This is a genomic window from Bifidobacterium sp. VU/mBH4 (B4), from assembly GCF_058199535.1.
The window spans coordinates 557,130-573,566 of the sequence record NZ_JBVPQJ010000001.1 but is presented as its reverse complement, the minus strand read 5'-3'; the positions used below and the strand labels follow the sequence as shown (position 1 = coordinate 573,566).

At 63.4% G+C, this 16,437-nt stretch carries 11 protein-coding genes; 1 reads left to right on the top strand and 10 read right to left on the bottom strand.

Annotated elements, in window-relative coordinates; translation table 11 throughout:
- Positions 1–43: 43 nt before the first annotated feature.
- The 7 genes from dop to rpoZ form a co-directional block, all read right to left on the bottom strand.
- Positions 44–1,552, bottom strand: coding sequence for a depupylase/deamidase Dop (dop, locus tag AC0AII_RS02470; protein WP_490445962.1), 1,509 nt, complete (start codon positions 1,550–1,552; stop codon positions 44–46).
- Positions 1,549–3,126: a proteasome ATPase gene (arc, locus tag AC0AII_RS02465; protein WP_490445961.1), complete on the bottom strand. Its 1,578-nt coding sequence runs from the start codon at positions 3,124–3,126 to the stop codon at positions 1,549–1,551. The genes dop and arc overlap by 4 nt, the downstream gene beginning before the upstream one ends.
- 65 nt (positions 3,127–3,191) lie before the next feature.
- Positions 3,192–4,166: a methionyl-tRNA formyltransferase gene (gene fmt / locus AC0AII_RS02460; RefSeq protein WP_490445960.1), complete on the bottom strand. Its 975-nt coding sequence runs from the start codon at positions 4,164–4,166 to the stop codon at positions 3,192–3,194.
- A 45-nt stretch (positions 4,167–4,211) separates the two neighbouring features.
- Positions 4,212–4,916, bottom strand: a complete 705-nt coding sequence (locus tag AC0AII_RS02455) for an HAD family hydrolase (protein ID WP_490445959.1) — start codon at positions 4,914–4,916, stop codon at positions 4,212–4,214.
- A gap of 99 nt (positions 4,917–5,015) precedes the next feature.
- Entirely contained in the window at positions 5,016–7,319 is a 2,304-nt protein-coding gene (locus AC0AII_RS02450) for a primosomal protein N' family DNA-binding protein (RefSeq protein WP_490445958.1), read from the bottom strand.
- Positions 7,320–7,411: 92 nt separating this feature from the next.
- Positions 7,412–8,632 (bottom strand): methionine adenosyltransferase, encoded by a 1,221-nt coding sequence (gene metK / locus AC0AII_RS02445; RefSeq protein ID WP_490445957.1) that lies wholly within the window; start codon positions 8,630–8,632, stop codon positions 7,412–7,414.
- Positions 8,633–8,693: 61 nt separating this feature from the next.
- On the bottom strand, positions 8,694–8,978 hold the full coding sequence (rpoZ, locus tag AC0AII_RS02440; protein WP_015022131.1) for a DNA-directed RNA polymerase subunit omega: 285 nt from the start codon (positions 8,976–8,978) through the stop codon (positions 8,694–8,696).
- A gap of 178 nt (positions 8,979–9,156) precedes the next feature.
- Here rpoZ and ilvD point away from each other — a divergent pair, with 178 nt between their 5' ends.
- Positions 9,157–11,016, top strand: a complete 1,860-nt coding sequence (gene ilvD / locus AC0AII_RS02435) for a dihydroxy-acid dehydratase (RefSeq protein ID WP_101432618.1) — start codon at positions 9,157–9,159, stop codon at positions 11,014–11,016.
- A gap of 79 nt (positions 11,017–11,095) precedes the next feature.
- Here ilvD and gmk read toward each other — a convergent pair whose 3' ends face one another.
- From gmk to carA, 3 genes are all read right to left on the bottom strand, one after another.
- Positions 11,096–11,719, bottom strand: a complete 624-nt coding sequence (gmk, locus tag AC0AII_RS02430) for a guanylate kinase (protein ID WP_490446093.1) — start codon at positions 11,717–11,719, stop codon at positions 11,096–11,098.
- A 97-nt stretch (positions 11,720–11,816) separates the two neighbouring features.
- On the bottom strand, positions 11,817–15,191 hold the full coding sequence (gene carB / locus AC0AII_RS02425) for a carbamoyl-phosphate synthase large subunit (protein ID WP_490445956.1): 3,375 nt from the start codon (positions 15,189–15,191) through the stop codon (positions 11,817–11,819).
- Complete coding sequence (carA, locus tag AC0AII_RS02420) at positions 15,184–16,413, bottom strand: glutamine-hydrolyzing carbamoyl-phosphate synthase small subunit (protein WP_490445955.1); 1,230 nt, start codon at positions 16,411–16,413, stop codon at positions 15,184–15,186. Before carA ends, carB begins: the two co-directional genes overlap by 8 nt.
- Positions 16,414–16,437 lie beyond the last annotated feature (24 nt).

Below are 16,437 nucleotides of genomic sequence, written 5' to 3'. Positions count from 1 at the left end.
TCCACCGGTGGTCGTCCGGTCGGATATCGGACTGTTTTCTGCGCTACCTGCAGTATATGTCGCGGTCATCCCGGCAGGAAGACCTTGTATGACCCAGCGGATCGGACAGATCCACGATCCTGGTTTCAGGCTCCCCCTCCGGTCCCTGCTCCTCAAGAATGACACGACTCCAGGAGACGGCTTTGACCGCATCAGGGCAGCGGTGCAGCAGCTGGGAACGGCACCAGGCACGAGTCTGCTCCGGCCCCTGGTTCATGGCCCTGGTGATCTGGTCGGGATCAGCCAGTCGCTGGATAGATCCTTTCAGCCGCCATGGCAGGTCACGGCCGGGGTCCACCCGTGCCCAGGCCAGATCCAGCGCCGCCAGACGGGGATCCGACCAGTCGGGCATGGCACGGCGGCGGCGCAGTCGCTCCAAGAGCTGCCACTTGAGCAGCCATTCCAGCCTGCCTGCCTGATCGTGCATGGCCAGACGATCCTCCTCGTCGCCCGAACGCACGGCAGCCAGATCCGCGAGCACCTGGTCCCAGAGGTTCAGAACCCGGTCGTCGGCACAACCTGGCCGGTCGATACCCCTTCTGGCCTGGCGGGCCGCATCCAGCAATGCCTTTTGGATGGTCAGCGCATCGGCGAACCCCCCGTTCGCCAAGGCCAGCGGCTTGGTCAGAGCGACATCACGGGAAACCGTGTGCAGGGCTGACACCGGGTCATCCAGCGTCCAGCGATCCAGCAGTTCATCGACCTGACTGGTCGAATCATCCTCGGACTCCAAGAGCCCGAGCAGAAGATCGGTGGTCCCAAGCTTGAGGACCAGGGGCGCATCCAGCCGGTTGGCATCGCCCACGATCACGTGGAGGCGACGGCTGCCCGGCCCAGCATGGGACTCGTCCCGGGTATTGATGATCGGCCGCCCGAAGGTGGTCTGCAGCCCAATCCGGCTGGTCAGATAGTCGGCGCGCTGGCTGAGCTGGAAGCCGGCCTCCTCGCTCCTGGGCCCCAGACCCACTCTGCCCGAGCCGGTGTAGATCTGCCGGGTGACGAAATGAATGGTCATCAGGGCCGCCACCCTGGCGAAGGGCACCGCCCTGTCCATCAGATAGTTCTCATGGGATCCCCAGGCGGCGCCCTTGCCGTCCACGTTGTTCTTGTAGAGAGCCAGACCTCCAGCCTTTTCCGCGGCCTGGGCCATCAAACGGTCACCCGCACGATCCTGAACCAGCGCGTCGAAGGCATTCACCGTTTCCGCCGAGGCATACTCTGGGTGGGCATGATCCACATAAATCCGCGCCCCATTGGGAGCTGCCACATCGATCAGCCGGGCGCCGGGCGCATCAGTGAGCATGCTCGGAGCGGCAGCGGAACGCGGCAGCCGACCTCCCCTGGCATCATTGACCGGGTCCTCTTCCCCATAGTCCCAGCGGATGTGCGCCAAGGCCGGCTGAGCAGCGGCCCTTACCAGACGCAGGGCCAGAGTGCGTGGATCAGCGCCGGGATCCTGGGGGTCGGCAATGGCATACTCCGTCTCGGTGCCCATGACCCGCCCGGCACTCATGACCGCTCCCCTTGCCAGTCGACCGGGCGAACCTCCTGGACCCGCCCTGGGCGCAGTCCTGCCAGATCGGCCCACCGGTCCGGATCCTGTCCGCTGAGCTCCTCCAGAGTGTCCTCGTACTGCCCACGGACCGCTCTCAAGCAGAATCCACGGTCGAGACCCACCTGTCGACCCTGTTCGATGGAGGCCTTGACCGCCATGGTCTTGACCCGATCAACCAGGTTGTGCAACATGGCGCCGGAGACCACAGACTCCAGGTAGAGCGGCTGCCAGCGGCCCGTGGCATCCATGACCTTGCCCAGCAGGTGGTCATCATCCCGGGCGAAGAGTCCGTCAACCAGCACCTGGATCAGCTCCTCCGGCCCGGCATCATCCTGCATGGGCATGTCGGAGCCCAGGTACTTGCCCAAGATAGCGGCCGACCTGGTCCTGTCGGGCCGATCGATGCGGATCTTGACATCCAGCCGTCCTGGGCGCAGAACCGCCGGGTCGATCATGTCGATGCGGTTGGAGGCGCCGATGACCATGACCTGGTCCAGGGACTCGACACCGTCCAGCTCGGTCAGGAACTGGGGGACGATGGTGGTCTCCACATCCGATGAGATGCCCGATCCTCGGGTTCGCAGCAGGGCATCCATCTCGTCGATAAAGACCACCACGGGTCCGCCTTGGCCTGCCAGGCTGCGGGCTCGCGCGAACAGGCGGCGGATCAGCCGTTCCGACTCGCCCACGAACTTGTTGAGCACCTCGGGGCCCTTGACCGACAGGAAGACCCCGTGACCGTCGCTCTCCTGGGCCAGGGCGCGGGCCAGGGCCTTGGCAATCATGGTCTTGCCATTGCCGGGCGGCCCGTAAAGCAGAACACCCTTGGGGGCCTGAAGCCCATAACGGCGCATCAGATCGGCATGCTGGAAGGGCATCTGGACCGCATCACGGATGCGCTCGATCTGCCTGTCCAGGCCGCCAATATCAGAGAAGTCCACGTCAGGAGTCTCCTCCAGCAGCATGTCGGACTGGTCCGACTCAGGCAGCACAGCCAGGGCCAGCGAACAGCTTTCGTCCATGAGCAAGGCACTGCCCGCCTCGATGGGCTGGTCCTGCAGAGAGCCCGCACGCGCAGCGACGCGGGTCTGCCCGGAGGGGTCTTCCACCAGCAGAGCACCGGATTCCAAGGTCTCCCGCAGCGTGCGGACCTGCCCGGTCACCGGTTGATCGCCCACACGCACCACCACCATGTCGGCGTTGAGCAGAATCTCCTGGCCGGCCCTGATCCGCTCGGCGTGGATATTGGGCGCCAGGGGCACCACCATCCGACGCGAACCGCTCAGGATCAGCAGCCGGGCCTGTTGCACCCCCTGGCTGTCGTAGGCCACAGAATCCACGCCCAAGGCCAGGGCGATTGTCAGGGGCGGCTGAGCCAACTGGGCCAACTGGCTCTTGGCCTTGGACAGCTCTTTCGCAGCCCTGGTCAGCGCCGCAGCCAGCGCACGGTTGCGCCGATCCCCGGCCAGATCCTGGTCATTTGCATCCTCGGCCTGCTCCTTGTCGGCCTGGTCAGCATCATCAGACTGCATGGCTTTCCTCCTTCATTCGCCCCTGGAATCCCCGCATGGCCTGGACAGCCAGCCGGTGGAAGAATTCAGCTGCAGCGGGCCCCGTCTTCCAAGCGAGCGCCACGGGCCCAGTCCATGGCCTGCATGGCGCGCTTGCCGGCAGCCTTGACCACCTGCAGCTCCAGAGGCAGGGTCTTGGTGCCCACCCAGAGGTGGCGACGATCCATGGCCAGCCGACCCGGCTCCAGATGCGAGGGAAGACCAGGCTCATCCCTTCGGGCCGGAGCCGCCCTGAGCACGGTCAGCCCTGTCTGCCTGTCCTGCGGGTCATCGCCTTGCCGATACAGACACCAGGCTCCCGGTTCCGGGCTGCAGGCCCGAACCTGCCGATCCAGGGCAAAGACGGGCACATCGAAACGCATGTGGGCATCCTGGTGGGTGATTTTGGCGGCCACCTGGTAGGCGCCCTGCGTCTGCTCCTTGGGTTGAATCCGACCTTCCGCAAGGGCCTCCAGGCTGGCAGCCAGCAGGTGGGACCCATCCTCGGCCAGGCGATCCAGCAGCTCGCCCGATGTCTCGTGCGGCCCGATTTCCACCGTTGACTGGGCCAGGACGGGCCCCTCATCCATGCCGGCCGTCAGCCTGAAGACCGTGGCGCCAGTGATGGTATCCCCGGCCCAGATGGCCCGTTGGACCGGAGCTGCCCCCCGCCACTGCGGCAGCAGGGAAAAGTGCAGGTTGTACCATCCACCATCAAAGGCGTCCAGGACCGGCTGACGCAGGATCCGTCCGTAGGCCACGACGGCCGCACAGCTGGCGCCTGTATCCTGCAGACGGGCCGGAAAATCCGGATCGGATGGATTGTTCTCAAGAACGGGGATCCCCAGCCTGAGGGACTCGGCTTTGACCGGACTGGGATGCAGATGCCTTCCACGCCCCTGGGGGGCGTCGGGTCTGGTGAGCACGGCAGCAACCCGGAAATGCTCCTGATCGGCCGCCAGCAGTCTCAGCGACGGCAAGGCGACCTGGGGTGTGCCTGCAAACAGCAATGTCATGACCATATCGGCAATCTCCTTTTCATCTGACGGCTTCGGACCTCTGCACGTTCACTGGACCTGAGGAATGTTCACCCCGGCCTCGATCAGGGCGGTGCGCAGCCCGTAGGGGTTGCTGAATCGCAGGCTGCGGATGCCGGCCTTGTTGGCGCCGACCACATTCATACCCTTGTCATCCACGAAGAGGGTACTGCCAGCCTGGATTCCGAACTGATCCAGGGCGTACCGGTAGATGGCCGGGTCAGGCTTGCGCATGTGGATGGGCCCGGAGACCACCACCCCGTCCAGCCTATGCAGGAAGGAGTCGCCGTCCCAGGCGTGATGGAAGAGCTCGGCGCCCCAGTTGGTCAGCCCCCAGACACCCAGGCCTGCCGCCTTCAGATCCTCCACCAACATGCGTGCACCGGGCACCGGGCCGGTCAGTGAATCGAGAAAGTGGTCACAGTAGTAGGCGAACATGGCATCCCAAGGAGCCCCGCAGTTGTCGGCCACCCAGTCACGGGCCTGGGCGCAGGTGGCTCCGCCGTCCATCATGTTGTTGGCCCGGTAGAAGCCGGAACGGCTGTCATCCAGCATGGCCTCGATGCTCCTGCGCCCGTAGCGGGCCACCATGGCCATCTCGGGCTGCCAACGAATCAGGACGTTGCCGAAGTCGAAGATGACCTGTTCAATGGGCTGACCCTGGCACTGAGCTGCTTCCTGCTCAGCCTGGATCACATCTGCTTCAATCTGGACCTCGCCCGGCCATCCTTTCATGGCTCTCCGCCTTTCCTGAATCCGTTCATCTGCGCCTCTGCCTGCGCCCCCTCATGAAACCACGCCGCATAGACCCGTACATAGCCACCGGAACGGCAGTCAGGTCAGATCCTTGGGATCCATTCGGAAGTGCAGCTCTCCTCGCCCGCGACCGGCCACATACTTGGCCTGAGCCTGCTTGAGATCGTCAGCCAGCTTATCCCGGCGGCTGGTGGACACCCGAACCAGGGCTCGAACCCTGTCCTGGGTTCCCTCCAGATAGCCAGCCTTCAGCGTGACGGGCGCGGGGATGGGCACAGGTCCAAGCAGGGCGGGAACAGACTCAGGACCAGCATCTGTCACCGCCTCCTGACCCGGTGCAATCCCGACGGCGTCCAGCATCGAGACGACGGCCTCCCTTTCACCCCATATTGCAGCCATACCGACCGCAGGGGGCATGGCCGTCAGCCGACGATCCTCCAGATCGGCAGCGGCCAGTACCGGCCCCTGCCAGGTCATCAGCGCCTGGGCCAGCTGGGGATCGCATTCCCCCAGCAGGAGCACCTGACCGCCCTGGGCCCGGGAGCGACAGAAGGAGGACACGCGCATCCAAGCTCCCAGGGTATCCATACGCGCATCGACGCCAGGGGCATACAGACTGGTCCAGGCATCCAGAATGGCCACGGCCCGGTATCCTCGCGACAACCGGGGCAGATCCGAATCGTTGGTGCCCTTGTTGTTGCCTTCCATACTCGGGGCGACCACTCTGGGCTCAGCACCTGGAGTGGCGATAACCAGACTGGGACGATCCTGTACACGCTCGACCACCCCGCGGGGCTGACTGGGCGAAGAGATGACGATGGGCACATTCCTGAAGAGCATGCGCAGCTCCTGGGCCGTCCCAGCGGCGCCTACCCTGACCACCCGAAGCCGTGAACCCCCGCAGTCAGGACAGGACCAGTCCGTAGCCGCAGCCCCGCACCAAGCGCATCGGGGCGCGCCAGGCCGCCGTGCCCGCAGGGGCCCAGTGCAGCGGGGGCAACGAGCCTGATGATGGCAGCGAGCGCAGCTCAGGCTTTCGAAGATGCCATCCTGCGGGATGGACAGCAGAACCGGACCACGCTCCAAGGCCTTGTTGATAACGGCGACTGCGGTATGGGGAACCCGGGCGCCGATAGTCGGATCGGCCAGATGGCTCAGCTCCTCCCGGTTCAGCCAGCGGATCCAAGGCAGCAGAGTGGTCACCACAGGCCGGTCAAGCGTCAGGGCAGTGCCTGGACCGGTCACGCCAGAGTCCGCTTCAGTGGCCTCGGGCAGACTCTCCCAGTGGGAACGCACACTTCTGGCACGGGCCATGGCCAGGAAGACGCCGCCGTGGGCACGCGCCCGCAGCCTCAGCACTCCGCGGGCGTTGGCGTAGGGCATCATCCCATCGGCGTACTGGTAGCTGGCATCGTCCATCAGAGCGAAGAGGGCGGGACCCTCCACCGGGGCGTACATGGCAGCCCGCAGCCCAATAGCGCAGCGGACTTGGCCGGAGGCCAGCGCAAGGTAGGCCCTGTAGCGCTCGGCAGGAGCCATGCCGCTGTCCAGAATGGCGAAATCACCAGACCAGCCGTGAGCCTCCTGTTGACCAGGACCGGCGGCAACAGATGGACCAAAGGGGCGCAACCCCAGCTGCTGAAGGACTGCGGACAGATGGGCCACCTGACGGGTGCCTGGCAGCACCATAACTGCCGACCGTCCGGCCAGCAGGGCACCTATCAGCACCCTGGCAGCCAGGAGGGCGGCCTGGTCCATACCGGGCAGAATGTCGATCAGATAGGCGGTGAACGTATCCTCTTCCAGTGACCGATCCAGTTTCTCCAGCCCCTGATAGCCTGAATCAAGCCTCTGTTTCAGACCCCGCTGCCGCTGGTCCAGCCCGGCCACCCAGGCGGGGTCAGAGGCCAACCGAGGCTGACCGGGAACCAGCTGCTGCTCCTTGTCGATGCGGGCCACACGAGGGGGCAAAGCCAGCCGCAGAATGTTGGCCTCGGTTCCCCCGTAGGCCTTGGCGATAGCAGTGATGTCCGCGCGCAGGGAAGGTGAGATCAGGCTGCGATCCAGCACCACTCGCTCCAGGAAACGCAGGGAGGCGCGGGGAACCTGGCTGTCTGCCACACGTTCCCAGATGATGCCGTTGACCCTTCGCGCTCCGAACCTGACGCGAACCAGGCATCCCGGCTGTGCATGATCGTCCTGGTCCGCATCCACCAGATAATCGAAGGTCCCGCCCAGATGAGTGGCCTGTACATCCAGCACCACCCGTGCCACAGGGAGTTCATCGGCCGGTCGGCGCGGAGGTTTCTTTCGACTGCTGCTCGAACGACGGCGCGGAGCGAGACCGTCCAGGGCGGGCTGACTGACGTCCTGCGAATCCATGGCTCCTCCCCTCGCTTTCACAATGAAGAGAGCCGCGGCGGATTCCCCAGTCGATGACCTGGAAACCCGCCGCGGCTCTTGACGAACAGCTACTACCTGGTCATGCCGATGGCGGCCTTGAGCTCGCCCACCTTGTCCACCTGTTCCCAGGTGAAGTCGGGGTCCTCACGGCCGAAGTGCCCATAGGCTGCAGTCTTGGCGTAAATGGGCCTCAACAGATCCAACTCATCGATGATGGCAGCAGGCCGCAGGTCGAAGACCTCGCGCACGGCCTCCTGAATCTGCTCCCTGCTGACCCCCTGCTCGGTGCCGTAGGTCTCCACGTTGACGCTGACCGGTTCGGCCACGCCAATGGCATAGGCCACCTGGACCTCGACCCTGTGCGCCAGTCCAGCGGCCACGATGTTTTTGGCTACCCAACGCGCGGCGTAGGCGGCGGATCGGTCGACCTTGCTGGGATCCTTGCCGGAGAAGGCGCCGCCTCCGTGATGGGCCGCGCCCCCATAGGTGTCCACAATGATCTTGCGTCCGGTCAGTCCCGCGTCAGCCGCGGGGCCGCCCAGAATAAAGGAACCGGTAGGATTGACCAGCACCCGGTAGCCCTGGTGCTCGACGGCCTGGCCGCAGACGCGATCCAGCACGGGCGTGATGACGTGCTCCATCAATTGCTCCTGCAGCCAGTCATGCCCCACCTCGGGATCGTGCTGGGTGGAGATGAGAACCGTGTCCACCCGGCGGGGCCGGTCCTCCTGATCGTATTCGATGGTGACCTGGGTCTTGCCGTCGGGCCGCAGGTGGGGGATGATCCCTTCCTTGCGCACCTGTGCCAGCCGGAAGGCCAGCTGGTGGGCCAGATAGATGGGCAGGGGCATGAGCGTGTCGGTCTCGTCGCAGGCGTACCCGAACATGACCCCCTGGTCGCCGGCCCCCTGGGACTGGTAACGCTCCTCACGGGTGGCAGCGCTCTCCTGGCTGGCCGACAGCCGTTCCACACCCTGGTTGATCTCCTTGCTCTGCTCGCTCAGAGCCACGGTCACGCCGCAGGAATCCGCGTCCAGCCCGATTTCGGATGAGGTGTAGCCGATCCTGCGCAGCACCGACCGGACCTGGGACTGAATATCCGTGTAGCCCTGGGACGAGACCTCTCCGAAGACGAAGAAGAGGCCAGTGGCCGCCGAGGTCTCCACAGCCACATGGGAGTGCGGATCCTGGGCGATCAGATCGTCCAGAATGGCATCGGAAATCTGGTCGCAGACCTTGTCTGGATGGCCCTCGGTCACTGATTCAGCCGAAATCAGCCGTCGCTCTGTCATTTCATTCACCTTTGTCTAGAAACCGTCACCGTCCGAGGACCCTGCACTGAGAGTCGAAGACTCAGTTGCCTTCGCTCAGATCATCCTCACCCAGGGTCTCTTCAAGCAGGCCCTCGTTGATCTCACGGAAGGCGATGGACAGGGGCTTCTCCTGGTTCTGGTACTCAACCAGCGGACCGACGTTCTGCAGCAGGCCCTCATTGAGCTGTGTGAAATAGGAATTGATCTGACGGGCCCGCTTGGCCGCGAAGATAGAGAGCGCATACTTCGAATCGGCGTGCTTCATGAGGTCGTCGATGGGAGGATTCGCAAATCCCTGCGGATGGGGCTCGGTACCGAATGCCATAAGATGTTTCTCCAATTCAACTGGATGAACCATTCATTCAATCTGAATGATTTTACCGCCCGGGCTCGATTTTAGCCTCGCAGGCTTCTCTGCCGGAAAAAGCAGGGCGAAAAGGCCGAAAATTCCAACATGTGGTCATGTTCAAACCGCTGATGCCCACGTTCACTTGAATAAAACTATGCAGATGCGATCAGCCAAATTGATGAAGGAACGAGAGTTCGCGGGCGCCCGTGCTCTCTATCGTGCCGCTGGCGTCAAGGGTGAGGACTTCGGCAAGCCCATCGTGGCCATCGCCAATTCCTTCTCCGAGTTCGTGCCCGGCCACGTCCACCTGAACAAGGTGGGGCGCCTGGTCTCCAAGGCCGTCAAGGAAGCGGGCGGCATCCCCCGCGAGTTCAACACCATCGCCGTGGACGACGGCATCGCCATGGGCCATACAGGCATGCTTTACTCTCTGCCCAGCCGTGACCTGATTGCAGACGCTGTGGAGTACTCGGTCAACGCCCACTGCGCCGATGCCCTGATCTGCATTTCCAACTGCGACAAGATCACCCCCGGCATGCTCATGGCCGCTCTGCGTCTGAACATTCCCACGGTCTTCGTCTCCGGCGGCCCCATGGAGGCTGGACGTACGGTCATGCCCGACGGGACAGTCCAGGAGAGCACGGATCTGATCGACGTCATGTACGCTTCAGCGGATGACAGCATCGATGATGCGGGTCTGCTGGCCCTGGAGAAGACGGTCTGCCCAACCTGCGGGTCCTGCGCCGGCATGTTCACCGCCAACTCCATGAACTGCCTGACCGAGGCCATGGGTCTGGCCCTGCCCGGCAACGGCACCACCCTGGCCTCGCACACGGCCCGGAAGATGCTCTTTGAGCGAGCCGGCAAGCTGGTCGTGGAGATTGCCAACCGGTACTACCAGGATGATGACGACTCGGTGCTGCCGCGTTCCATCGCCACCAAGAAAGCCTTCGAAAACGCCATGACCATGGATGTGGCCATGGGCGGGTCCACCAACACCGTCCTGCACATCCTGGCTGCCGCACAGTCGGCGGATGTGGACTTCACCCTGGACGACATCGAGCGCATCTCCCACACGGTCCCCTGCATCTGCAAGGCCTCTCCCTCCGGAGACTGGGAGATATCCGACGTCCACCGTGCAGGCGGCATCTGCGGCATCCTGGGCGAGCTGGACCGTGGCGGAGTGCTGCACAAGGACACGCATTCCATCGACTACCCGGATCTGGAGTCCAAGCTCAACGACTGGGACATCATGCGCCCCACCTGCCTGGACCAGGCCAAGGATCTCTACCACGCAGCGCCCGGCCACATCACCTCCCCCGAGCCCTTCAACCAGTCCAAGGAGTGGGAGGATCTGGACACCGACCGCGTCAATGGTGCCATTCACGACCTGGATCACCCGGCTGTCTCCGAAGGCGGTCTGGCCATACTGCGCGGCAATCTGGCCCCCGACGGCTGCGTGGTCAAGACCGCTGGCGTGCCCAAGGAAATCTGGAACTTCCGCGGACCGGCCCTGGTGGTCGAATCGCAGGAGCAGGCTGTGGAGGTCATCCTCAATGGCACCCTGCACAAGGGTCAGGCCCTGGTCATCCGTTACGAGGGACCCAAGGGCGGCCCGGGCATGCAAGAGATGCTCTACCCCACCTCATTCGTCAAGGGCAAGGGCATCGGCAAGGACGTGGCCCTGCTGACCGACGGCCGCTACTCCGGCGGCTCATCGGGCCTGGCCATCGGCCATATCGCTCCTGAGGCAGCCAACAAGGGCCCCATCGCCCTGATCCGCAACGGCGACATGATCCGCATCGACATCCCCAACCGGCGGGTGGACGTCGAGCTGAGCGATGAGGAACTCGCCCAGCGCCGCGCTGAACTGGAGGCCGGCGAAGGGTATGTGGCCCACAGGGATCGCAAGGTCTCCTTGGCGTTGAAGGCCTACGCCGCCTTCGCCCGCTCAGCAGACAAGGGCGCCACCCGCGACCCGGACCTGATCAATCGGCTGTCGGGTCTGGACTGATAGACCAAAATCCCCCAATCGGGCTCTCACTCGATCGGGGGATTTTTTGACTCTGCTGAGGCAGAGCCCAGGAAGGTGCTCAGAGGCCGTATTCCTTGGCAATTACCTCCCAGAGCGCCTGCGCGGCCTTATCCACATTGTCGTTGACTATGACCTGGTCGAACTGCCCCTCGGAGGCCAGCTCCACCTTGGCGGTCTCCAGCCTGCGGGCCCGCTGCTCCTCATTTTCGGTGCCCCGCATGTTCAGCCTGGTGACTAGGTCTTGGAATGACGGCGGCGCCAGGAAGACATAAAACACTTCCAGGCCCAGCTCCCCCGCCCGCTGGCGGACACGATGCGCCCCCTGCAGGTCAATCTCCAAAATCGTGGGCACCCCTGCTGCCAAATGATCTAGGACCGGCTGCAACGGGGTGCCATAGTGGGACATGCCATGGACCAGGGCGGTCTCCAGAAAATCTCCGGCTGCCTCCCTGCGGGCAAACTCCTGCTCGTCCATGAACCAGTAGGTGATGCCGTCCTTTTCGCCCGGACGCGGTGCCCGAGTGGTGGCCGAGACAGAGACCCAAACCTCTGGATGAACCTGACGCAGAGCTGCCTCCACAGTGCCCTTGCCCACAGCCGTAGGCCCCGTCAACACGATCAGCCGGCCGCCCGTCTTCCCTGGCCCCCCGGTCTGCTCTCCCGAAGAGTCCTGACTCGACATGTCGGCACCGTTGATCGATGACACGGCCACTTCCTTCCCTCAAGGTCACCCTCCGGCCTGTATGGACCGGAACATGGGTCAATCATATAGCGAGCACCTACCTGGCCTTCTCCAGCTCCAGCAGCCGGGCCGCGTGTTCCTGGATGCTCATGACCTCGTAATCGTCCTTTTTGACCACGTCGATGGCCATCAGCGCGGCTGAGAATTCAGTGATGGTGGTGAACTGCGGCAGATCAGCGGCTATGGCGGCCACCCGGATCAGATAGCCGTCAGAGCGCGAACCCCTGGAGCTGGGCGTGTTGAGGATCATGTCAATGGCCCCATCCTCAATCAACTGGACAGGATTTCGGCCCATATGCCTTACTCCGTCGGCATCTGTGAAGGCCTGACCCGGCTCTTCAGCATCGCTGATCTTGTCGACAACGGCCACGTCAAAGCCGTACCGGCGCAGGACGGAGGCCGTGCCACTGGTGGCGCAGATGCTGAAGCCCTGCTCCAGCAGACGAGCGGCCAGCATGGGCAACTGACGCTTGTCCGCATCATTGACCGACAGGAAGGCGACCCCGCCGGAGGGCAATCCGCCCTGGTATGCGGCCAGCTGGCTCTTGGCGAAGGCGTGGGGGAAGTCCCGATCGAAGCCCATGACCTCTCCGGTGGAGCGCATCTCCGGACCCAGCAAAATGTCCACGGTCCGGCCAACCGGAGTGCGGAAGCGCTTGAAGGGCAATACCGACTCCTTGACCGCCACAGGCTGGCCGACACGGACCATGCCGCCATCACCGACAGGCAGGAGCAGGCCATTGGCTCGTTGCTGGGCGATGGACTCCCCCACCATGATTCGCGCTGCAGCCTTGGCCAATGCCGTACCCGTGGCCTTGGAAGCAAAGGGGACGGTTCGGGATGCGCGGGGATTGGCCTCAATCACATAGAGGGTGTTGGCCATGAAGGCATACTGAACATTAATCAGCCCCTGGACCCCGCAACCTTGGGCTATTGCCAGGGTGGCCTGCCGCAACCGGTTGATCTGGTCGTCGGAGAGCGTGGATGGCGGCAGGGTGCAGGCTGCATCACCGGAATGAACCCCGGCCTCCTCCACATGCTCCATGATTCCGCCGATGTAGAGTTCCTGCCCGTCATAAAGGGCATCCACATCGATCTCGATGGCATCCTGAAGGAACTTGTCAATCAACAGGGGCGAGGGCAGCCGGCCGGAGACCACTGTATCGGCCTTGGCTTCCTCCAGGGCTCGATCCACGTAGGTGCCCAGCTGCTGGTCGTCATAGACAATCTCCATGCCTCGCCCGCCCAGCACGTAAGAGGGCCTGACCAGAACCGGATAGCCGATGGCATGTGCTGCATCTCTGGCCTCCTCCAGGGAAAGAGCGGTGCCGTACCGGGGAGCGTTCAGATGCTCCTTGCTAAGCACCTGGCCGAAGAGCTCACGGTTCTCGGCGAGATCGATGGACTCGGGGCTGGTTCCCAGGATGGGCACCCCGGCCGCCTTAAGCCTGGCCGCTAGGGACAGGGGCGTCTGACCGCCCAGCTGTACAATGACCCCTTTGACAGGCCCCATGGCCTTCTCGGCCCGATAAATCTCCAGAACGTCCTCGAAGGTCAGTGGCTCGAAATAGAGCCTGTCCGACATGTCATAGTCGGTTGAGACCGTCTCGGGATTGCAATTGACCATGATGGTGTCATAGTCCTTGCCCAGCTCCTGGACGGCGTGCACGCAGGTGTAGTCAAACTCGACCCCCTGGCCGATACGGTTGGGCCCCGAACCCAGGATGATGACCGCCTCGCGTTCACGGGGTCGCAACTCGGACTCTTCGGCGTAACAGGAGTAGTAGTAGGGCGTGACGGCATCGAACTCGGCTGCGCAGGTATCCACAGTCTTGTAGACAGGATGAAGGCCGAAGGCCCAACGCAGCTCCCTGACGACCGCCTCGCCCTGGTCGCCCATGCCGCGCAGGTGGGCGATCTGCAGGTCGCTCAGTCCTGATTGCTTGGCACGGCGCAGCAGGTCATCGTCCAGGACTTCGGACTGGCGCACCTGAAGGGCCAGGTCATTGATCATGCTGATCTGTTCCAGGAACCAGGGGTCGATCCTGGTGGCCTGGTGGACCTGCTCCACGGTGGCTCCGCCCCAGAAGGCCCGCTGGATCTGCAGGTAACGGTGCTCGGTGGGGGTGTGCATGGCCTCCAGCAGCCGATCCGTTTCGGCCTGGTCGGGCCGGGGGCCATCCCAGGAGAAGGTCATGTGCCGCTTGTCGATGGAGCGCATGGCCTTGCCCAGGGATTCACGGAAGTTTCCGGCCAAGGCCATGGCCTCGCCCACAGACTTCATCGAGGTGGTCAGGGTAGTGTCCGCCCCGGGGAACTTTTCGAAGGTGAAACGCGGGATCTTGGTGACCACATAGTCGATGGTCGGTTCGAAGGAGGCAGGCGTTGAGCGGGTGATGTCGTTCTCGATCTCATCCAGGGTGTATCCCAGGGCCAACTTGACCGCGATCTTGGCGATGGGGAAGCCGGTGGCCTTGGATGCCAGAGCCGAGGAGCGCGAAACACGGGGATTCATTTCGATGACGATGATCCGGCCATTCTTTGGGTTGACGGCGAACTGGATGTTGCAGCCGCCCGTATCCACCCCAACGCCGCGGATGATGGCGATGCCGATGTCGCGCATGCGCTGATACTCCCGGTCGGTCAGGGTGAAGACCGGGGCCACGGTGATGGAGTCACCAGTGTGCACGCCGACCGGGTCCACGTTCTCGATGGGGCAGACCACAACCACATTGTCCAGGCGGTCCCGCATGAGCTCCAGCTCATACTCCTTCCACCCCTCGATGCCCTCCTCCAGAAGAATCTCATCGGTGGGCGAATAATGGATGCCAGCGCCGGCGATCCTCCTCAGCTCCTCGCGATCATGGGCGATTCCAGAGCCCAGACCGCCCATGGTGAAGGAGGGACGAACCACGAGGGGGTAGCCCAGCTCGGCAGCTACCGCTTCGGCCTCATCCAGGCTGTGGGCGATGCGGGACTTGGCCGACTCGGCGCCGGCCTGGTCCACCACCTGCTTGAAGAGCTCGCGGTCCTCTCCCCTGTCGATGGCCTCCAGCGAAGCGCCGATCAGCTCAACCCCGTAGCGCTCCAACACGCCAGCCTTGCCCAGCTCCACGGCAGCGTTCAGAGCGGTCTGGCCACCCAGGGTGGGCAGCAGCGCATCCGGCCGCTCCTTGGCGATGATCCGTTCCAGGAAGGGCAGGGCGATGGGCTCGATATAGGTGGCATCGGCCATCTCGGGGTCCGTCATGATGGTGGCGGGATTGGAATTGACCAGGATGACACGAATCCCCTCTTCGTGCAGCACCCGGCAGGCCTGGGTCCCCGAATAGTCGAACTCAGCCGCTTGCCCGATGACGATGGGCCCCGAGCCGATAACCATGACCGAATGGATGTCCTGCCGCTTAGGCATGTGCCTTCCCTTCCTTGGCGTCCTGCATCAAAGTGACGAACCTGTCAAACAAGTAGGAGGCATCGTGCGGGCCAGCCGCCGCCTCCGGATGGTATTGAACGGAGAAGGCTGGAATGTCCAGACACTCCAAACCCTCGACCACACCGTCGTTGAGATCGACATGAGAGACTCGGACACGGCCATATCGGCCTTCACCATAGGGTGAGGGCACTGGGTCTCCCTTGGGTGCCTTGACTGCGAATCCGTGATTATGGGCGGTAATCTCAACCTTGCCAGTGCTGAGATCCATGACCGGCTGATTGATGCCGCGATGACCGAATTTCAGCTTATAGGTCTCGAAGCCCAGGGCGCGGCCCAAAAGCTGGTTGCCCAGGCAGATTCCGAAGAATGGTAGTCCGGCATCCAGGACCTGCCTGAGGAGCGACACCTCCTCGTCTGCGGTCGATGGGTCGCCTGGACCGTTGGAGAAGAAAACCCCGTCAGGCCCCAGGGCCTGTATCTGCTCGATGGTGGTGTCGACGGGAAGTACGTGGACCCTGCACCCGCGCTCAGCCAGCCTGTGAGGGGTCATGGACTTGATTCCCAAATCCACCGCCGCCACCGTGCAGACAGGCTCTTTCGCCTGACGGTCTCCGACTGGTTCGACGATATAGGACCTGTCTGTGCTGACCTCGCCAGTCAGGTGGGACCCGGTCATCTTGGGGGCCGAACGGACCTGATTGAGAAGTTCCTGCATGGTTCTGGGCCTACCGCCGTCGTTGAGCATTGGGTCCGGGCCTGAAAAAATACCGGCCCGCATGACACCTGCAGAACGCAAGTGTCGCACGAGCCGGCGGGTGTCTATGTGACTGATACCGACGATGCCCTGATCGACCAGCTGGTCATGGAGACTGCCCCGGGCCCGCCAGTTGCTGACGTTGGGGCTGGGTTCCCGGACTACATATCCTGCCACCCAGAACCTGTCTGACTCCCCGTCTTGGTCATTGACACCGGTATTACCGATGTGGGGGAAGGTCTGCACAACGATCTGCCGAGCATAGCTGGGATCCGTCAGGGTTTCCTGATACCCCGTCATTCCGGTCGAGAAAACAATTTCACCTATGGTAGTGCCCACCGCTCCGAAGGCTCTCCCCACATACACTTCCCCATCCTCAAGGATGAGCAAGGCACGATTGGAGAAACGGCTATCGGAGGTGATGGTGTTGGTGTCTTTCAGGTTCACCGAACCCCCTTGTTTACCGCGGAT